At 42.7% G+C, this 17485-nt stretch carries 16 protein-coding genes and 1 pseudogene; 11 read left to right on the top strand and 6 right to left on the bottom strand.

The window, feature by feature from the left end:
* The first annotated feature begins 2 nt into the window (after positions 1 to 2).
* The 6 genes and pseudogenes from PBF_RS09795 to zupT all read left to right on the top strand — a co-directional run bounded on the left by PBF_RS09795 (position 3) and on the right by zupT (position 4645).
* Positions 3 to 941 (top strand): ring-cleaving dioxygenase, encoded by a 939-nt coding sequence (locus PBF_RS09795; RefSeq protein ID WP_035329532.1) that lies wholly within the window; start codon positions 3 to 5, stop codon positions 939 to 941.
* 69 nt (positions 942 to 1010) lie between these two features.
* Positions 1011 to 1613, top strand: a complete 603-nt coding sequence (locus PBF_RS09790; protein WP_035329531.1) for an alpha/beta hydrolase — start codon at positions 1011 to 1013, stop codon at positions 1611 to 1613.
* 111 nt (positions 1614 to 1724) lie between these two features.
* Positions 1725 to 2336: an NAD(P)H:quinone oxidoreductase gene (gene wrbA, locus PBF_RS09785; RefSeq protein WP_035329662.1), complete on the top strand. Its 612-nt coding sequence runs from the start codon at positions 1725 to 1727 to the stop codon at positions 2334 to 2336.
* 59 nt (positions 2337 to 2395) lie between these two features.
* Positions 2396 to 3241 (top strand): pirin family protein, encoded by an 846-nt coding sequence (locus PBF_RS09780; protein WP_035329530.1) that lies wholly within the window; start codon positions 2396 to 2398, stop codon positions 3239 to 3241.
* 135 nt (positions 3242 to 3376) lie between these two features.
* Positions 3377 to 3514 (top strand): annotated as a pseudogene (locus PBF_RS26755) (DUF1801 domain-containing protein); the annotation flags it as partial.
* A 321-nt stretch (positions 3515 to 3835) separates the two neighbouring features.
* Entirely contained in the window at positions 3836 to 4645 is an 810-nt protein-coding gene (zupT, locus tag PBF_RS09775) for a zinc transporter ZupT (RefSeq protein WP_035329529.1), read from the top strand.
* Between the two features lie 203 nt (positions 4646 to 4848).
* Here zupT and PBF_RS09770 read toward each other — a convergent pair whose 3' ends face one another.
* Positions 4849 to 5715, bottom strand: coding sequence for a YitT family protein (locus tag PBF_RS09770; protein WP_035329528.1), 867 nt, complete (start codon positions 5713 to 5715; stop codon positions 4849 to 4851).
* A 195-nt stretch (positions 5716 to 5910) separates the two neighbouring features.
* Positions 5911 to 6930 carry a DUF3231 family protein gene (locus PBF_RS09765; RefSeq protein ID WP_035329527.1) on the bottom strand — a complete coding sequence of 340 codons (1020 nt, stop codon included), beginning with the start codon at positions 6928 to 6930 and terminating at the stop codon, positions 5911 to 5913.
* Positions 6931 to 7041: 111 nt separating this feature from the next.
* Between PBF_RS09765 and PBF_RS09760 the strand changes: the two genes are divergently transcribed.
* A complete protein-coding gene (locus PBF_RS09760; RefSeq protein ID WP_035329525.1) occupies positions 7042 to 7575 on the top strand; it encodes a topology modulation protein in 534 nt (177 codons plus the stop codon).
* 30 nt (positions 7576 to 7605) lie between these two features.
* Here PBF_RS09760 and PBF_RS09755 read toward each other — a convergent pair whose 3' ends face one another.
* Positions 7606 to 9654, bottom strand: coding sequence for a molybdopterin-containing oxidoreductase family protein (locus tag PBF_RS09755; RefSeq protein ID WP_035329524.1), 2049 nt, complete (start codon positions 9652 to 9654; stop codon positions 7606 to 7608).
* Between the two features lie 224 nt (positions 9655 to 9878).
* Here PBF_RS09755 and PBF_RS09750 point away from each other — a divergent pair, with 224 nt between their 5' ends.
* The gene (locus tag PBF_RS09750; RefSeq protein ID WP_035329523.1) at positions 9879 to 10940 is read left to right on the top strand and encodes an SDR family NAD(P)-dependent oxidoreductase; all 1062 of its coding nucleotides are present in this window, start codon (positions 9879 to 9881) and stop codon (positions 10938 to 10940) included.
* Positions 10941 to 10975: 35 nt separating this feature from the next.
* Here the strand turns inward: PBF_RS09750 and PBF_RS09745 are convergent, their stop codons facing one another.
* Positions 10976 to 12088, bottom strand: a complete 1113-nt coding sequence (locus tag PBF_RS09745; RefSeq protein ID WP_035329522.1) for an aromatic acid exporter family protein — start codon at positions 12086 to 12088, stop codon at positions 10976 to 10978.
* Positions 12089 to 12284: 196 nt separating this feature from the next.
* Between PBF_RS09745 and PBF_RS09740 the strand changes: the two genes are divergently transcribed.
* A complete protein-coding gene (locus PBF_RS09740; RefSeq protein ID WP_035329521.1) occupies positions 12285 to 12800 on the top strand; it encodes a YbaK/EbsC family protein in 516 nt (171 codons plus the stop codon).
* 84 nt (positions 12801 to 12884) lie between these two features.
* Positions 12885 to 14063, top strand: coding sequence for a M20 family metallopeptidase (locus PBF_RS09735; RefSeq protein ID WP_035329520.1), 1179 nt, complete (start codon positions 12885 to 12887; stop codon positions 14061 to 14063).
* Positions 14064 to 14108: 45 nt separating this feature from the next.
* On the opposite strand, the gene PBF_RS09730 is transcribed toward PBF_RS09735, so the two are convergent.
* Both PBF_RS09730 and PBF_RS09725 read right to left on the bottom strand, forming a co-directional pair.
* A complete protein-coding gene (locus PBF_RS09730; RefSeq protein ID WP_035329519.1) occupies positions 14109 to 14318 on the bottom strand; it encodes a hypothetical protein in 210 nt (69 codons plus the stop codon).
* A gap of 261 nt (positions 14319 to 14579) precedes the next feature.
* A complete protein-coding gene (locus tag PBF_RS09725) occupies positions 14580 to 15470 on the bottom strand; it encodes a LysR family transcriptional regulator (protein WP_035329518.1) in 891 nt (296 codons plus the stop codon).
* Between the two features lie 194 nt (positions 15471 to 15664).
* Here PBF_RS09725 and PBF_RS09720 point away from each other — a divergent pair, with 194 nt between their 5' ends.
* Positions 15665 to 17470, top strand: a complete 1806-nt coding sequence (locus PBF_RS09720; RefSeq protein WP_035329517.1) for an assimilatory sulfite reductase (NADPH) flavoprotein subunit — start codon at positions 15665 to 15667, stop codon at positions 17468 to 17470.
* The last annotated feature ends 15 nt before the right edge of the window (positions 17471 to 17485 follow it).

Below are 17485 nucleotides of genomic sequence, written 5' to 3'. Positions count from 1 at the left end.
ATGTGAACAAAGGAACTAGTGGAATTCATCATATCAGTGCTATCGTCGGCCACCCGCAGGAGAATATCGATTTTTATGCAGGCGTATTAGGTTTAAGGATGGTCAAGCAGACTGTGAATTTTGATGACCCCGGCACATATCACCTTTATTTTGGAAATAATGAAGGGAAGCCGGGAACAATCATTACATTTTTTCCATGGGCAAATGCCTCCCAGGGAGTCATAGGGGATGGTCAGGTTGGGGTGACCTCATATGCAATTCCAAAGGGTGCCCTTGGATTCTGGAAAGACAGATTTGAAAAATTTAAAATTTCCTGCACAACGGAAAAAAGATTCAGTGAAGAATCAATAAGATTCCGGGATCCTCATGGTTTGATATTGGAAATGGTGGAAAGAGATGATGGTGAGACGAATACTTGGACATTTGGAGGCATTACTCCTGATGTTGCAGTGAAGGGCTTTGCAGGGGCGACTCTTTATTCATCCCAGCCAGACCAAACTGCATTACTGCTTGAAAGGGTAATGGGCCTTGAACGAATTGGGGAAGAAGGAGAAATGATCCGGTTCCAATCCTCAGCCCAAATCGGCAATGTCATAGACCTGAAAAAGATTCCCGGCAAGCGCGGACAAATGGGTGTCGGCACTGTCCATCATATCGCCTGGCGGGCAGAAGATGACCAGGATCATTTGGAGTGGCAGGAATATTTGAGGTCCAATGGCTATGGAGTTACCCCAGTCAGGGACCGGAATTATTTTAATGCCATATATTTTCGGGAGCATGGGGAAATTCTTTTTGAAATTGCAACTGATCCTCCCGGATTTGTGCATGATGAATCACCCGGGAAAATGGGGGAGAAGCTGATGCTTCCTGAACAATATGAGAATATGAGAGATCGCATTGAGCGAAAATTAATCCCTATTGAAGTCAGGGAAGTGGAATAAAGTGAAACTTCAATCAGTGGGGGTCTTACTGCCCGTTAGACTGCGATAAAACAAAGAGAGGAAGATACGATGAAACATATTTTTCAAAAAGGAAAGGATCCTTCCAAGCCTGTATTATTGCTGCTTCACGGAACGGGAGGTACAGAAACTGACCTGCTGCCGCTTGCAGGTCATATTGATCCGGAGGCTTCTGTTCTAAGTGTGCGCGGTAATGTGCTGGAAAATGGGATGCCGAGATTTTTCCGCAGGCTGGCAGAAGGTGTCTTTGATGAAGAAGATCTGATTTTTCGAACAAAAGAATTAAACGGCTTTTTAGATGAAGCCGCACAGAAATACGGATTTGAGCGTGAAAACATTGTGGCAATCGGTTATTCAAATGGAGCTAATATTGCAGGAAGCTTATTATTCCATCATGAAAACTCCTTAAAAGCAGCAATTCTGCACCATCCTATGGTTCCAAGGCGTGGTGCTGAATTGCCTGATCTCAGCGGAACATCAGTATTTATCGCAGCCGGAACCAATGATCCGATTTGTCCTGCAGAAGAATCCACTGATTTACAGTCCTTATTGGAAAGTGCAGGAGCGAGAGTCGAACTTCACTGGGAAAGTTTTGGTCACCAATTAACAATGGGTGAAGTTCAGGCTGCAGCCAGCTGGTATAAACTAATATAAAAAAAGTTATTCTAACGAATTATAAGGGAAGAGAATGAAAGAATAGGGAGTGCAATCATGGGTATCCTATCAAGGTTATTTGGAAATTCAATAAAAAAGGAGACGATTAATATGGAAAATGTAAATTTGGCAGTCATTTTTTACAGCATGGGCGGAACAAACTATCAATTGTCTAAATGGGCGGAGGAAGGCGGCAAAGAAGCTGGTGCGGAAGTTAAAGTTTTTAAGGTTCCGGAACTGGCACCGCAATCTGCAATTGAAGGCAATCCAGCATGGAAAGCAACTGTAGAAGCGACAAAGGATGTGCCTGAAATTAAGTCTGACGATCTTGAATGGGCAGATGCTATTATATTCAGCGTGCCGACCCGTTTCGGAAATATGCCTTCCCAAATGAAGCAGTTCCTTGATACAACTGGAGGTCTTTGGGCAAAAGGAAAGCTTGTGAATAAGGCAGTCAGCGCAATGACATCAGCCCAAAATCCGCATGGGGGCCAGGAAGCAACGATTCTTTCTCTTTACACCACGATGTATCATTGGGGAGCGATTGTAGCCGCTCCAGGTTACACCGATCCGGTTCTTTTCGGAGCAGGCGGCAATCCATATGGAACAAGCGTAACGGTTGATCAGGATGGAAAAATGATTGAGGATGTAAAAGAAGCTGTTAAGTTTCAGGCAAAAAGGACTGTCACTGTTGCTGAATGGATTAAAAAGGGAAATCAATAATATAGTTGGAGCAATTGTTTTCAATTGCTTCCTTTACATATAAAGGGGAGAAATGGCGGATGCAGAATGAAAAAATAACAAAGCGGGAGATTGCCTCAATCAGGAAAGTAAAATTACAGAAACATAGCTCTATTCATGCAGCAGGTCCTGTGATAGAACCGGGAAATTGGGAGAAGTATGACCCATTTCTGCTGATGATGGAAGATAAGTTTCAAAAGGGAGCGTTTGACATTCATCCCCATCGCGGGATTGAGACGGTAACTTATGTCATTGAAGGGGCCATTGAGCACTATGACAGCCATTCAGGTGAGGGCGGTGTGTTAGGTCCTGGTGATGTTCAATGGATGACAGCAGGGAGCGGTGTCGTTCATAATGAAGTGCCATCTGAAGGAATTACTGCCCATTCGCTGCAGCTGTGGATCAATCTTCCACGGGAAAAGAAAATGACAGCACCAAGATACCAAAACCTTAAAGGCAGTGAAGTACCTGTCCGGGTGGAAGAGGGTGCAGTTTTTAAAGTCTTCTCCGGTTCCTCTAGAGGAGTTGTATCACCAACCTTAAATTATGTGCCTGTCACAATGGTTGAAGTAAGGATGGAAAAAGGCGCTGCAGCTTCACAGGAACTGCCTGGCAGCTACAAAGGCTTTATTTATATTATCGAGGGCAGCGGGGTTTTTGGAGAAAATGAAGTTCAAGGGGCTAATGGCCAGGTCCTTGAATTAGGTGATGGCGGGAACGCTGAAAGCGAAATAGCCGTGAAAGCCGAAGAGCCTTTGCGATTTCTGCTATATGCAGGCGAGCCAGTCAAAGAACAGGTTGTGGCCCGTGGACCGTTTGTCATGAATACTGAAGAAGAAATACGGACCGCATATAAGGAATATAGGGATGGTACCTTTTTAAAATAAGATTTTGGGTGAAGAGCAATCATATGGTTGCTCTTTATTGTGTTGAGGTATGCTTTCAGAAGGAAATTACCTGTATTTTAGAGAAATTCTATTCAAATCCAAATAAGGGGCTGGGTTATTATGTAGGAAGTAAAAATAAAAGAGAACGATTACAGTGTAATTGAATTTATTGATAAAGTTGAGAGCCCTAAAAAGAAAGAGGAATTATAAGCTTCTTGATATCTTTACTGACACGACCGTTATCAGGCAAAAATGTGGGGGCCAAGCATTATTATTCAGCCTCTGTTTTTGGGTACCTTCAGGAACTTTTCAAATTAAAACGTGTCTGGGATTGATCTTTCGCAGCAGTAAAAGGCGAAGGTTTTTTCTTTTTTTATGCACATTTTCCTCAATCCGTCTTATAATAATGAAGAAAAAAATAATTGAATAGTCCTTTTTTATTGCTTTTGGTTTGGGTTGGAGATAGAATGTTTACCAAAGTAAACTTTTTAAGATAGGCGCATATACTTAATAGTAATTTGGCATATATATTTTTTTAACACAAAAGTTGCCCTGGAGAAACTTTTTGGCAATAGAGAAAAAGGAGAGAGTGAAATGTCGCAGGAAGTATTATTTGCATTAGGTCTTACTTTGTTTGCCGGCTTAGCGACAGGTATTGGCAGTTTAATGGCTTTTTTTACTTCTAGAACGAATACGAAGTTTTTGTCATTGGCACTTGGCTTTTCCGCTGGTGTGATGATTTATGTCTCCATGATTGAAATCTTTGTAAAAGCCAAAGATGCACTTGTAGGAGCATTAGGTCAAGTAAGCGGCAACTGGGCAACTGTTGGAGGTTTTTTTGGGGGCATTCTCCTTATTGCATTAATTGACCGGTTTATTCCTAAAAAGGATAATCCCCATGAAGTGAGAACAGTTGAAGAAATGAATGATTCGGGCAATATCGTCAAGGATCCGGCTCTCTTAAAAATGGGGACCTTTGCGGCATTGGCGATTGCGATTCATAACTTCCCGGAAGGAATTGCAACATTTACTTCTGCACTCCAGGATCCTTCGCTTGGTATCGCCATTGCGGCGGCCATTGCCATTCACAATATACCGGAGGGAATCGCTGTCTCAGTTCCTGTCTATTATGCCACAGGAAGTAAGAAGAAGGCTTTTAAGCTCTCTTTTTTATCAGGGCTTTCAGAGCCGATTGGCGCAATAGTGGCCTACTTGATTTTAATGCCATATTTAAACGATGTCATGTTTGGTGTCATTTTTGCCGCAGTAGCAGGAATAATGGTGTTCATTTCTCTTGATGAATTATTGCCGGCTGCCAAGAAGTATGACGAAGCCCATACCTCCATTTATGGTCTTGTGGCAGGCATGGCCGTCATGGCGCTCAGTTTACTGCTGTTTATATAACAAAAAGCAGTCTCCCGCATTGGTGCATGTGTGAGGGAGATTGCTTTTTTATCGCAGTCTAACGGGCAGTAAGACCCCCACTTCAAGACTCAGAGGAATCAATGGAGGATAAGCGGGGTTCAAACTGCCCGTAAAGGCCCGATTGGTTCAACTAACAATCAGTGGGGAGAAAAATACTTCTCACTGAGTGAATTTTCACTTTATTAGTGCGCTGTACCTTTATCAAAATTGCTGCCGCTGACATCTGCAATATTTTCAATAGCCACTAATGCTCCAGGGTCAATTTCTTCCACAATGGAACGGAGCGTTGATAACTCAATCCTTGTTACAATTGTATAAATGATCTTTTTGGGCTCTCCGGTAAAAACACCCTGGCCCTGAATATAGGTCATTCCGCGTCCTAATTGCTTTAGGAGCTCGGCTGAGATTTCTTCAGGCATATCAGAAATGATCGTAACGGACTTCAGCTCTTCCATACCTTCCACAACAATATCAATCATTTTGTAAGCAATATAATAGGTGATAATGGAGTACATGGCTGTTTCCCAGCTGAAAACGAGGAAAGCTGCAAGAATAAAGATAAATACGTTGACAATCATGATAAATTGGCCAACTGATACCGGACGCTTTTTGCTGACCAGGATGGCAATAATCTCTGATCCATCCAAAGCTCCGCCTGTTCTGATCACAAGGCCAACCCCTGTTCCCAGAATGACTGCTCCAATGACTGTTGCCAGGAATAAATCATCTGTAACAGGCTCAAAATGATGGAGATATGCGGTACTTGCGGATAAAACAATTACTCCAAATAAGGTATGTATCGTGAATTTCATTCCTATTTTGCGGTAGCCAATATAGAGAAATGGCAGGTTTAGAATAATTAAAAATATACTCATGGTCATCCCGGTCAGTTCTGCAGCAATTATGGAAAGACCGATAACACCGCCATCAAGAATGTTGTTGGGAACGAGGAAAAACTCAAGTCCTGCTGCTGCAATCATCGCACCTATCGTGATCATGATGAGCTGTTTTACCTCTTTTAATACCCGTTTTTTCTTCGTCATTGCCATAAGATCAAGCCCCTCTACTTAAAATACTTTACATATTATAGCACTTATCAGGGTGAATATTTAAGTAAGAATAACTTTGGCTTCCGAAGAGGGAATAAAAGCAAAGGTGTTGAATGTAATTAAACGGATTTATTAAAGAGGGGCTGATATAGGGCAGAATAGAAAAAGAGAAGGGGCAGCTCTTTTTCTATTCCTTCAAAAGCGGTTTTTATTCTGGGCTAATTTTTTTCGGTCTTTTGTACCGGGCGGCTTTTCCATCCAATGATGTTTGATCATTATGTCTGCACCGGTCTTCGCATATTTGGCAATTTCAATGGATAAACGTTCATAATTCATGGCCAGGTCGCTGCGCTGGCTGGCAGCTGCAGCCGTAGCATAATTTCCGGTTCCCGCTGCACTGATTAAACTCATATGGAACATCATCAGTTTTTCTGAAAAAGTCTGTGTAACTGAATTGCTCACACTGACATCAGGGAGACGGGGAGTAGGTATATCATTTTGCAGCAGTATATCTGTAAAGATTTTAATATGTTTATTGGCTATTTCTGCCCCCCTGAGCATAAAATCCGAAACCTCTTTTACAGGTGAAGTCTGGGCAAAGCTGAGGCTAAGGTTTACCCCGAGGGCATTGGTCATGACATTCATATATAAATGGGAAATTTCTATCGCATTTAAGGGTCTTTTATTTGACAAAGGATTCAGCCCGCTTAAATAACTTTTACTGTCTATATATTCAGAGACAGCAGGTGTTTCAATATAAGGGTGTCTTGCCAGCAGTCCTTTGCTGAGTGCAATCTTGTTTGACTTATTATATAGACCGGCAGTTTCCTGTAGCCCATTTGTAAAGTATTCACAAATGTCTTCTCTTGTGCTCATGGAGAGAAAGCCGCCATAAGAAATAAGACCTGTCCGGGCCATATGGTTTATGTACGTTAAACAGAAAATATCTGAAAAGAGCCATGGAGCAGACATATTTACATCGTTATCAGAAAAACCATCAGGCAGGGGCAGCTCACTTTGCTTAAAGAACCTTGCAAGTTTTTTTAAGTGAGCGGCGGACAAATCATATGCATATTGGACTACTCCCTTTATTTCTTTATCCTCCAGGTCTTTAATCATAAAACCTAGAATGCACTTAGCCAGGCTGTCATTCATATAGGAAGTCCACAAAGATGCAATTTCTGCTGCAGTGAGCCGGGTATTATTCTTTAGCATTGGAATGCCTCCATCGTATGGAAATTGACTATGATAGATATTTTTTCCTTTAGAGCGGTTATTATTCTTACACGCAAAGATTAGATTAAGTCGGCGAGGGAAGGTGATTTTTTGAAAAGAGTAATGGTGATTGGGACTTCAGCAGGCGCAGGGAAATCAACCTTCGCCAGAAAATTGGGTGATAAAACAGGCATTGAGGAACATCATCTGGATGTTTTATACTGGAAGCCCGGCTGGGTGGAAAGCGGGCTACAGGAGTTTTCGGATGCACAGCGTGAAATAGTGAAAAAAAAGCAGTGGATTATTGAAGGCAATTACAGCAATACTTTTGAAATCAGGGCAGCTGCTTGTGATACAGTCATATATCTGGATGTACCCCTGTATCTCTGCCTGTACAGGGTATTAAAAAGGCGGGTGACCAATTTTGGCAAAACCCGGCCTGATATGGCAGCCGGATGCAGGGAGAAAATGGACTGGAAGTTTCTTAATTTCATTGTGACAACTTACGGGCCACGCAAAAGAAAAATGGCAGAGCGGCTTGACAGGTTTGCAGCAGAAGGTAAAAAGGTCATAGTACTGAAAAACAGATTGGATATAGATTCTTTCCTTGAAGATTTCGATGTCAAAACTGACAATGCTTTATAAAATAGGAAACCCCCTGCACTTTTGCAGGGGTTATTCTTTACTGATTTTCGAAACATTCACCCGGCCTGAGAAGAAAACGGCACCGCCGCCCATATCGGAAAGACGGTCCGGTGTCAGCGAATTGACCAAATGTTTGGTTCCTGGGATATCTGCCCAGATTCCCTGAGAAACTGCCGTGCCTGGAAGGACAAGCTCCCCAACAGCCGCTTTGAGTTCGCATTCTCCGCGCTCATTCCAAATGCGGACTATCTCACCATCCTCAATCCCAGCATCCTTCGCATCCTTACTATTCAAGTGAAGGCGGGGATCCTTCTCCATGCCTGCATGTTTTTCATTATTTGAAAAGGTTGAATTCAAAAAGTTATGATTGGGTGCAGGCACAAATAAAAACGGGAAGGTGTTGTCTTCCTTCAGCGGTATATAGGTAGGCAGAGGAGGATGTCCATCATCTTTCATTCTCTGCGAATATAATTCAATTTTTCCGCTTGGCGTGTGGAGCCTGCCGGGAAACAGCGGTTTTACCCTCGCTTTGATAAATTTGTCTTTCTTCAGGGATTCAGCATTGATTTCTTCAATGAAAGGATTAGCTGGAAAATTCAATGCGGCATTAATCATTTCTTCTTCCGTTTCATAAAATACAGCATCCTGATAGCCCATACCTTCTGCAAGAAGCCGAAACACTTCTACATTAGACTTTGACTCGCCATATGGTTCAATGACTGGCTCCTGAATCTGCATGTAGTGATGCCAATAGGATGAATAGATATCCGTATTTTCAAAAGAAGAAGACGCCGGAAGCACAATATCAGCAAATTTAGCCGTTTCGGTCATGAACAGATCATGGACCACAAGGAACAAATCCTCCCTTTGCAGCCCTTGCCGGACTTTATTCCCTTCCGGTGCCACAACAGCAGGGTTGCTCCCATAGACATACATAGATTTAATCGGTTTTTCCAGTTCAAGCAATGCAGAACCGATCCGATTCATATTAACAATGCGTGTATCCTTTTTGTGCAGGAGATCTGACCTTTGAAGAGCTCCAGTATTAAAAGCAAGATAGCCGGAGTTTCCCTTGATGGCACCGCCGCCCTTTATGAGCCATTGTCCTGTAATGGCAGGAAGACATGCGATGGTGCGGATGCACATTCCTCCATTGTCATGATGCTGTGGACCGTTGCCGATCCGGATAAAAGCGGGGGAAGTCTCTCCATACATACGGGCTAATTTGATAATATCCTCTTTCTGCACACCTGTTATGCCTGCTGCTGTTTCAGGGTCATATTGCTTCACATGTTCGCGAAGCTCCTGGGAGCCAACCGTAAACTCCTCCAGAAAGGTCTCATTCACTAAGTTTTCTTCAAACAGAACATGCATGATGCTAAGTGCCAGAGCTGCATCAGTGCCGGGTGTAATCGGTATAAACCAGTCGGCGATTTTCCCGGTCTGGTTTTTATGGACATCAATTACAATGATTTTCGCACCGTTTTTTCTTGCTTTTTGGGCGAGAATCATTTGATGCATGTTCGTGCTGACTGCATTAATGCCCCATAGAATAATGAGCTTTGAATGGATGGTATCCTCCGGATCGATTCCAAAGCTTCCTCCCATTGTATAAGCATATCCTGCTGTACCGGCAGATTGGCAAATCGTCCTGTCAAGACGGCTTGCTCCGAGTTTATGGAAGAAACGGCGGTCCATTCCTTCTGCACTTAATCTGCCCATATTTCCATAGAAACTGTATGGCAGGATGCTTTCAGGACCATTTTCGGCAATTAGATCCTTCCATCTGGAGGTAATCGTGTCTATAGCCTCTTTCCACCCAATCCGTACAAAATGTCCTTCACCTTTGTTCCCGGCACGCTTCAGTGGATACTTGAGCCGATTCCGATCATAAATCCTTGCAGGCATGCTCCGGACCTTGTTGCATATATTCCCCTGTGTGACGGGATGATTGGGGTCTCCTTCAATCTTTACGATTTTCCCTTCTTTTTTATGTACAAGAAGGCCGCATTGATCTGGGCAATCCAAGGAGCAGACAGATGGAAAAACACCATTTAAGGTACTGCTGTAAGAGTTCATATCCACATGCTCCTTCCTTATAGTAAATTGATCATACCATAAAATTCAGATTATTTGATGGTTGTTTCCGCAGCAGCTGAAGAGGAGGATGCAGGAAGTGCTGAAATATCACAGCTTACTTTAATTCCAAGTCCTTTCAAAGTAAATGTTTTTCCATTGCTTTTAATTGAATTTCCCGCTAAAGTTTTTAAAGGGATGTCAGATAGAAAGGCTGTGATTCTTTTTTGAAAATACTTATTACGGGTGCAAACGGGTTTTTGGGGAAAAAGCTTTCATTAAAGCTTTTGGAACAGGGTCATGAACTTTATTTATTAGTCAGAAGCAGAAAACGGCTGGATGCCTTCATGCAAGGCGAAGGAAGCGGTTTTTCCAAGCAGATTCATATATTGGAAGGAGATGTGACAGAAGAGCATCTTGGATTAAATAGAGAACTTGCGGGTTCATTAAAAGGAAAGATAGATGCCTTATACCATAGTGCGGCACTTCTGTCATTTGATGAAAGAGATCGGAATAAGACTTTTGAAGTGAATGTGAGTGGAACAGAAAATGTTGTGAAGCTTGCTTTGGAAATAAATTGTCCTAAGGTTTTATATATCAGTACCGCTTATACGGTTGGGACAGAGACAGAGGGGGCGGAGGCTCTTTATTCAGCCGACAGGCATTTTGTAAATCCCTATGAAGCTTCCAAATGCGAGGCAGAACACCTCGTATATACATTCCGGGATAAACTTGATATTGTTATTCTCCGGCCCGGGATTATCATCGGAGATTCCAGAACAGGTGAAGCTGATACAAACTTCGGCTTATACGGATTTTTAAAAGGCATTAAGATCTTAAAAAAACGGTCCCTGCGAAAACCAAACGGCCAAACCTGCAGAATCTACCTGGATCCTGAAGTGTCACAGAATTTCGTGCCGGTGAATTATGTGATAGATACACTGAATGCCGCCTTGATTCATGCAGAAAATGGCGGGATTTACAATATTACAAACCCTAACCCGCCTCTGCAATCAGATGTATATGAAATAGTAAAAGAGGTACTGGATTTTCCGCAATTGGAGATGTGTGTTCCTGGATACTCTGCAGAAATGACAAGTGAGGAAAAGGCTTTTCATGATTCAATGAGCATTTTCCACAGTTATTTCCAGCGGAGCATTGATTTTCCATCAGACAATACGGAAAAGCTGCTTGCAGCTGCAGGGGTTCCCATGCTGCAAATGGACCGAGATGTATTAACAAGAATAATAGCAGGATATTTGCTCGATAAAGCGAGTATATCTTCCTGACGAAAGAAAAGACCGGGGATTTGAATTCCCGGTCTTCATTTATTCATGCCTGTTCCCCTCATTTTATGGGCATCTGCTTCAAGTGGAACTTTTAAAAGCTTCCGGTGCTTAATTTCCATAGTCTGAATTTGTTTCAATTCCTCAATTAAGTCATGTATGGAAAGAATTTCATATAGAATGGCTGTTTCAGGCTGGACATGGTGGTGTGTGCGAGGTTTTAAACCGCCCGCAGGGTTCAGCTGTTTTTGCTCAATAAACCACTGTGTTACTTCGCTGATTTTTTTATGATGGCTTTCTGTAATAAAAAAACCCGGGTCATACAGGCTGTTTTTTAGATCCTCAAGAACAGAAGCGCCAGTCTTTTTCCTGTCCTCCTCCAGCTCTGGCAGGCCAGCAGGCAGAAAGATCAAGTTTCCTACGTGATAGGTAATCTGCCTTAAAATAGTCAGTTTTTTATATTCATAATGAAAGTCGCGCATATCCTCACGGCTGAATCGGTGATATCTATATTCAGCTTTTTGATAATGGCATAAAGTTTCCGTTTTATCGATATCTTTAATAAGTCTTTGAAAATCAGAACGGACAGTGCCATCTGATCCCTGTGAATTAAAAATTTCAAGGCCTCTTTTATATAAAATGTCACCGGATCGTCTGTAAAGGGCATGTATGTTTTTTATAATTGATTTTGAGTAATTGGGAGGCATGACAAAAAAGTTGACTGCTGTGGAAACGACAATTCCGGTAGTGGTAGTCCCCAATCGAATGAAAAAAGAGGACAAATAATGATCATGAACGGTAGAAATCATGGCAACACCAGTCAACGTAGCCACCAGCATCCCGTCATGAAGCTTCAGCTTATGGCAGAGGATGATTGTCGCAAGCGAAACGGAAGCATAACTGTAAGGGCTGTCCCCGAAAATGAACGTAAATAATACAGCAAAACCCGCACCAATGGCAGCAGCCGGAAACCTGACATATGCTTTCCGGATGGAGTCCGCAACAGTGGGCTCAATGGTAACGATGGCCGTAATTACAGCAAACATGGCTGGCCAATTCAGCATATGACAAATAAAAGCTGTTATAAAAACAGCCAGTCCGGTTTTGGCAATGCGTCCTCCTATAAATTTATATGGAATAGTCTGTTTCATAAAAAATCCTTTTTTAAATATGTGTTTTTAATCTAAATTAATATTAGTACAAGCAACCAATAAGAGCAAATGCAAATCTTCTGATAAAAGAGAATTATCCCGGTGACAGGCTCAGATAATATGTTAAAATAGACAACTATAAAGTATTGATAATGAATATATATAAGATTTTAACAAAAGGGAAGGATGAGTGTGAGTGTCAATTGAAAGTGTGAAAGCCCATTTTAAGAAATGGGACAGGGAACAGGATGTAATGGAGTTTGATTCTTCAAGCGCAACAGTGGAACAGGCTGCTGAAACAATCGGTGTCTGCCCTGCACAAATTGCCAAGACGCTTTCCTTCAAGGGTGATGGGGATGAAGCAATTCTTGTGGTGGCAGCAGGCGACGCGAAAATTGACAACAAGAAGTTCCGGAAAACGTTCGGATTTAAAGCCCGTATGCTTTCAGCGGATGAAGTTCTCGAACAGACCGGCCATGCTGTTGGCGGGGTGTGTCCATTTGGACTGAAGAATGACCTGGAAGTCTATCTGGATGAATCTATGAACAGATTCGAAACTCTTTTTCCTGCATGTGGAAGCAGCAATTCCGCCATTGAACTGACTCCTGATGAAATCAATACATATTCAGATGCCAAAGCCTGGGTGGATGTCTGCAAGGACTGGGAAGATGCACTGATCGTTGAACGGCCATTAGAAAAAATAACGAAATAAACGTGCTGTAAAAATATAAAATGTTGTATTATTATAATCATATATGAATAAATATATAGATTGGCGGATTAGGAGAGCAGATATATGGGAAAAAATCTTATTATTAACCAAATCGATGAACTTCAAGATGATTTTAATAGAATAAGCACTTACATAGGCGAGAATCCCGAACTGGGGCATGAAGAGTACAAGGCATGCAAAGTATTGACAGAGGAGCTTAAGAAGCATGGTTTTACCGTGGAAATTGGCACTTGCGGTTTGCCCACTGCTTTCACAGCTACTTATGACAGCGGGAAAGAAGGGCCTGTAGTTGGATATATGTCTGAATATGATGCATTGCCTGAAGTTGGGCATGCATGCGGCCACAATCTTATTGGAACAATGGGGATTGCTGCCGGAATTGGTCTGAGCAAAGTGATTCATGAAACAGGTGGAAAAGTCATTGTCTTTGGCACGCCTGCAGAGGAAACAAAGGGCGGCAAGGTGACCATGGCCGAATCGGGTATTTTTGACGCTTTGGATGCAGCGATTATGGTTCATCCCCTCGACAATTATGTGAAGAGCGGTTCATCATTGGCGATGGATGCGATCCAGTTTGAGTTTTTTGGAAAGTCAGCACATGCAGCTGCCAGCCCGCATTTGGGAATAAATGCGCTGGATGCTGTTCTTCAAACCTTCAGCAGCATAAATGCCTTGCGCCAGCATATTACACCAGATGCAAGGATTCATGGAATTATAACAGAAGGGGGCAAAGCGGCAAACGTGGTTCCGGATTATGCGGTTGCCCAATTTTATGTTCGTGCTGCAAAGCGTGAATATGTAAATGAGTTAGTAGAAAAGGTCAAAAAATGTGCTGAAGGGGCAGCTCTGCAGACTGGTGCAGAAATGAAGTGGTCCTTTTATGAATTCTCTTATGACGATATGGTTACGAACAGTCCTTTATCAGAAGCATTTAATAAGGAACTGATTTCCCTTGGTTTGAATGAGGAGGAAATTCTGGAACAGAAGGACGGGTCAGGTTCTCTTGACATGGGGAATGTCAGCCAGGCGGCACCTTCCATTCATCCTTATATTAAAATCTGCAACGAGGCATATGCATGCCATACACATGAATTCCGCGAAGCTGCGATGAGTGAACAGGCCAGAGAAGCCATGATCCTTGGAGCTAAGGCAATGGCACTTACGGGGTATGAAGTGTTAACAAATAAGGAGCTTTTAAAAAGGGTTAAAGAAGAATTCGAGTCGAATAAGGCATTAGCATAAAGCCAAAATAAGGCCATGATCCGGAAGTGGATCATGGCCTCTCAATTATGATAAACTATTCCATTCTGAATACAGTCCGGTTCCATTGCAGCCCTGGCAGTCAAATTGGTTAGCATGATAAGCGAATTCATTCCCCGGATAAAGTGAAAAACCCCTGCCGTAACAGTCCGGACACTTGTTTTCTTCCTTCATGCGATTGACATGATTCTGATATCTCATTTCGCGCCATTCATTAAAGGCATTCAATAATCCCATTTTTTTCACCTCAGCCATTTTTTCCTTATTTTGAATAAAATGGACAGATTTTATACACCACGACACTATAATATATGAATAAATTAGGACTAGTGTGAAAAAAAGCTTGTCAAGTTTTTTTAAATCTGAACCTGGGCAAGTTCGGACACAGCGACCAGGTTTTTCCAATGTAGAGTCTGAACCTTAAGCAACTTCGGACACAGCGGTCAGAATCTTTCCATTTTTGAGTCCAAACCCGAGGTAACTTCAGACTCAGCGCCATTATTTATGATGCCATCTTTCGCTGAGAGCTTCGATAAAAATGCTGACATTCCTTTTTTCCTGCATTATTGGAGAAAGTACATAGGACAGAGTGCGTTTGAATTCCTGGCTTTTCACCTTGATAATCGCCAGGTTGTTTTGTTTTACGTCCCTTGCTACTACACTTCCGGAAAGTATGCTCATTCCCAGCCCGTTGATGAGTGTTTCTTTTATTCCCTGATTGCTTGAGATGGTCAGGAGTGATTTCACCTTAAGACCATTTGATCTGACCACATGGTTAAAATATTCCCGGGTTCCTGACCCGTTTTCCCTCATAATCCAGGCCTGATCCTGGAGGTCAGCAATCGTTGCTTCTTTTTTTTGTGCCAAGGGATGCTGGTTAGAGGTCACAATAAATAATTCATCCTCTAAAAAGGGAGTCACGATAAGCTCTTTTTCATTTGTCTGGCCCTCAATCAAGCCGATATCGACATGATGGGAACGAGTGGACTGAACAACTTCCTCTGTGTTGGCAATCGTCATCTGGAGATTCAGTTCAGGATATTCATTCTGCAGGTCAAGCAGAAGGGGAGGAAGGATGTATTCTCCTATTGTGAAACTGGCCGCAATTTTCAGATCCCCTTTAATGGTATGCTGCTGATCTAAAATTTCCTGCCTGGTTTGCTCGTAAATGGTAATCATCTGCTTGGCCCTGTCATATAATATTTCACCGCTGGGCGTAATCTTCAAGTATTTTGGTGAACGCTGAAAGAGTTTTGTCTGAAATTCCTTCTCCAGATTTTTAATATGGAGGCTGACACTGGGCTGAGACATGAGAAGGAGCTCAGCCGTCTTTGTGAAATTTTTCACCTCAGCCAAAGTGACGAATGTCTTTAAGGCATCATAGTACAAATTATCACCCCTTCTATAATTAGTAATATTAATAGCTGCGATAATTAATATTTATTTTACTAATGGAATCTCATTCGGTAAAGTAATAGATATATATTTTTTGCGTATAAAACCGACTTTTTTTATAGGAAAAGAGGAAATTTAAAGAAATACTATAAGACCAGCCTTTGCGCTGGTTTGCGAGGTGGATCATGTTGCAACTTCAGGTAATGAACAGTCCGTTTAATCAGGAGCAGACAGAGCTCCTTAATCGTCTTCTCCCGACTCTGACAGAGACACAATCCCTCTGGCTGAGCGGATATCTTGCCGCGTTACAGTCCTCATCATTGCAGGCTGCCCCTGCAGTGGAAGAGCGTCTAGCACCGGCAGCGGCGCCGGCTATTCCAAAGGAGGTAACCATTTTATTTGGGTCACAAACCGGGAATGCGCAGAATCTGGCAAAAAAATCCGGGAAAATGCTTGAGGAGAGAGGTTTTCAAGTAAACGTTTCAGCAATGAGTGACTTTAAGCCTAATAATCTTAAAAAGGTCAAAAACCTGTTAATTGTCGTCAGTACTCATGGTGAGGGAGACCCTCCGGATAACGCTTTGACATTCCATGAATTCATTCACGGAAAAAGAGCGCCAAAACTGGAAGACTTCAGATTCTCCGTTTTGGCTCTTGGCGACAGCTCCTATGAATTCTTCTGCCAGACCGGGAAGGATTTTGATAAACGTCTCGAGGAGCTTGGCGGAACGAGAATAACACCAAGAGTTGATTGTGATCTTGATTTCGAAGAGCCTGCAGCAGAGTGGGCAAAAGCCGTTTTAGCGGGGTTGAGCGAAGGAGAAAGCAGCAGTCCTTCACCTGCAGCAGCAGTTTCAGCTTCAGCACCTGCCGAGTCAGTCTATTCCCGTTCGAATCCGTTTAGGGCAGAAGTGCTTGAGAATATTAATCTCAATGGCCGCGGCTCCAATAAAGAAACACGCCATCTAGAGATTTCGTTAGAGGGTTCAGGACTGACGTATCAGCCTGGTGACAGCCTGGGAGTATACCCTGAGAACGATCCTGAATTGGTTGACCTGCTTTTAGCTGAGATGAACTGGGATCCTGAGGAAGCAGTCAGAGTGAAGGAGGAGACAGTAACATTAAAAGAAGCCCTTTCGTCTCACTTTGAGATTACTGTCCTAACCAAACCGCTTGTTGAAAAGGCTGCAAAGCTTTCCGGAAATGAAGATCTGCAACAGCTTGTGTCAGACAGCAATCAACTGAAAACCTATATGGATGGGCGAGACTTAATTGATTTAGTCCGTGACTTTAAACCATGGAACAGTTCAGCACAGGAGTTTGTCTCTATACTGCGCAAGATGCCTGCGCGTCTATATTCCATTTCCAGCAGCTTTGAAGCGAATCCTGATGAAGTTCATTTAACAATCGGTGCTGTCCGCTATGATGCCCATGGCCGTGAACGCAAAGGTGTCTGCTCCATTTTATGTGCGGATCGTCTCCAGCCTGGCGATACACTGCCAGTATTTATTCAGCATAACGAAAACTTTAAACTGCCTGAGAATCCGGACACACCAATCATTATGGTTGGCCCTGGAACCGGAATTGCCCCGTTCCGATCCTTTATGCAGGAGCGTGAAGAAAACGGAACGGAAGGGAAATCATGGCTATTTTTTGGCGACCAGCATTTTGTGACCGATTTCCTTTATCAGACTGAATGGCAAAAGTGGCTCAAGGATGGAGTCTTGTCGAAGCTGGATGTCGCTTTCTCCCGGGATGATGATGAGAAGGTTTATGTTCAGCATAGGATGCAGGAAAACAGCAGGGAACTATTCCAGTGGTTCGAGGAAGGTGCTGCTGTCTATATCTGTGGCGATGAGAAAAACATGGCACATGATGTCCATAACACACTTATAGATATTATTGAAAAAGAAGGCGGAATGAGCCGCGAACAGGCTGCGGAATATCTGGCCGATATGCAGAAAAATAAACGCTACCAGCGCGACGTATATTGATTTGGAAGGAAAGGA

The organism is Cytobacillus firmus DS1 (assembly GCF_000565285.1).
Taxonomy (GTDB): Bacteria; Bacillota; Bacilli; order Bacillales; family Cytobacillaceae; genus Cytobacillus; species Cytobacillus firmus_A.
This window is presented reverse-complemented; position numbering and strand designations above follow the sequence as displayed.

Excerpts from the sequence above, each read along its gene's own strand:
- PBF_RS09755 (WP_035329524.1), bottom strand. The coding sequence starts at position 9,654 with ATGAACTCTTACAGCAGTACCTTAAATGGTGTTTTTCCATCTGTCTGC.
- zupT (WP_035329529.1), top strand. The coding sequence starts at position 3,836 with ATGTCGCAGGAAGTATTATTTGCATTAGGTCTTACTTTGTTTGCCGGC.
- PBF_RS09780 (WP_035329530.1), top strand. The coding sequence starts at position 2,396 with ATGCAGAATGAAAAAATAACAAAGCGGGAGATTGCCTCAATCAGGAAA.
- wrbA (WP_035329662.1), top strand. The coding sequence starts at position 1,725 with ATGGAAAATGTAAATTTGGCAGTCATTTTTTACAGCATGGGCGGAACA.
- PBF_RS09790 (WP_035329531.1), top strand. The coding sequence starts at position 1,011 with ATGAAACATATTTTTCAAAAAGGAAAGGATCCTTCCAAGCCTGTATTA.
- PBF_RS09730 (WP_035329519.1), bottom strand. The coding sequence starts at position 14,318 with ATGGGATTATTGAATGCCTTTAATGAATGGCGCGAAATGAGATATCAG.
- PBF_RS09770 (WP_035329528.1), bottom strand. The coding sequence starts at position 5,715 with ATGGCAATGACGAAGAAAAAACGGGTATTAAAAGAGGTAAAACAGCTC.
- PBF_RS09765 (WP_035329527.1), bottom strand. The coding sequence starts at position 6,930 with ATGCTAAAGAATAATACCCGGCTCACTGCAGCAGAAATTGCATCTTTG.
- PBF_RS09735 (WP_035329520.1), top strand. The coding sequence starts at position 12,885 with ATGGGAAAAAATCTTATTATTAACCAAATCGATGAACTTCAAGATGAT.
- PBF_RS09745 (WP_035329522.1), bottom strand. The coding sequence starts at position 12,088 with ATGAAACAGACTATTCCATATAAATTTATAGGAGGACGCATTGCCAAA.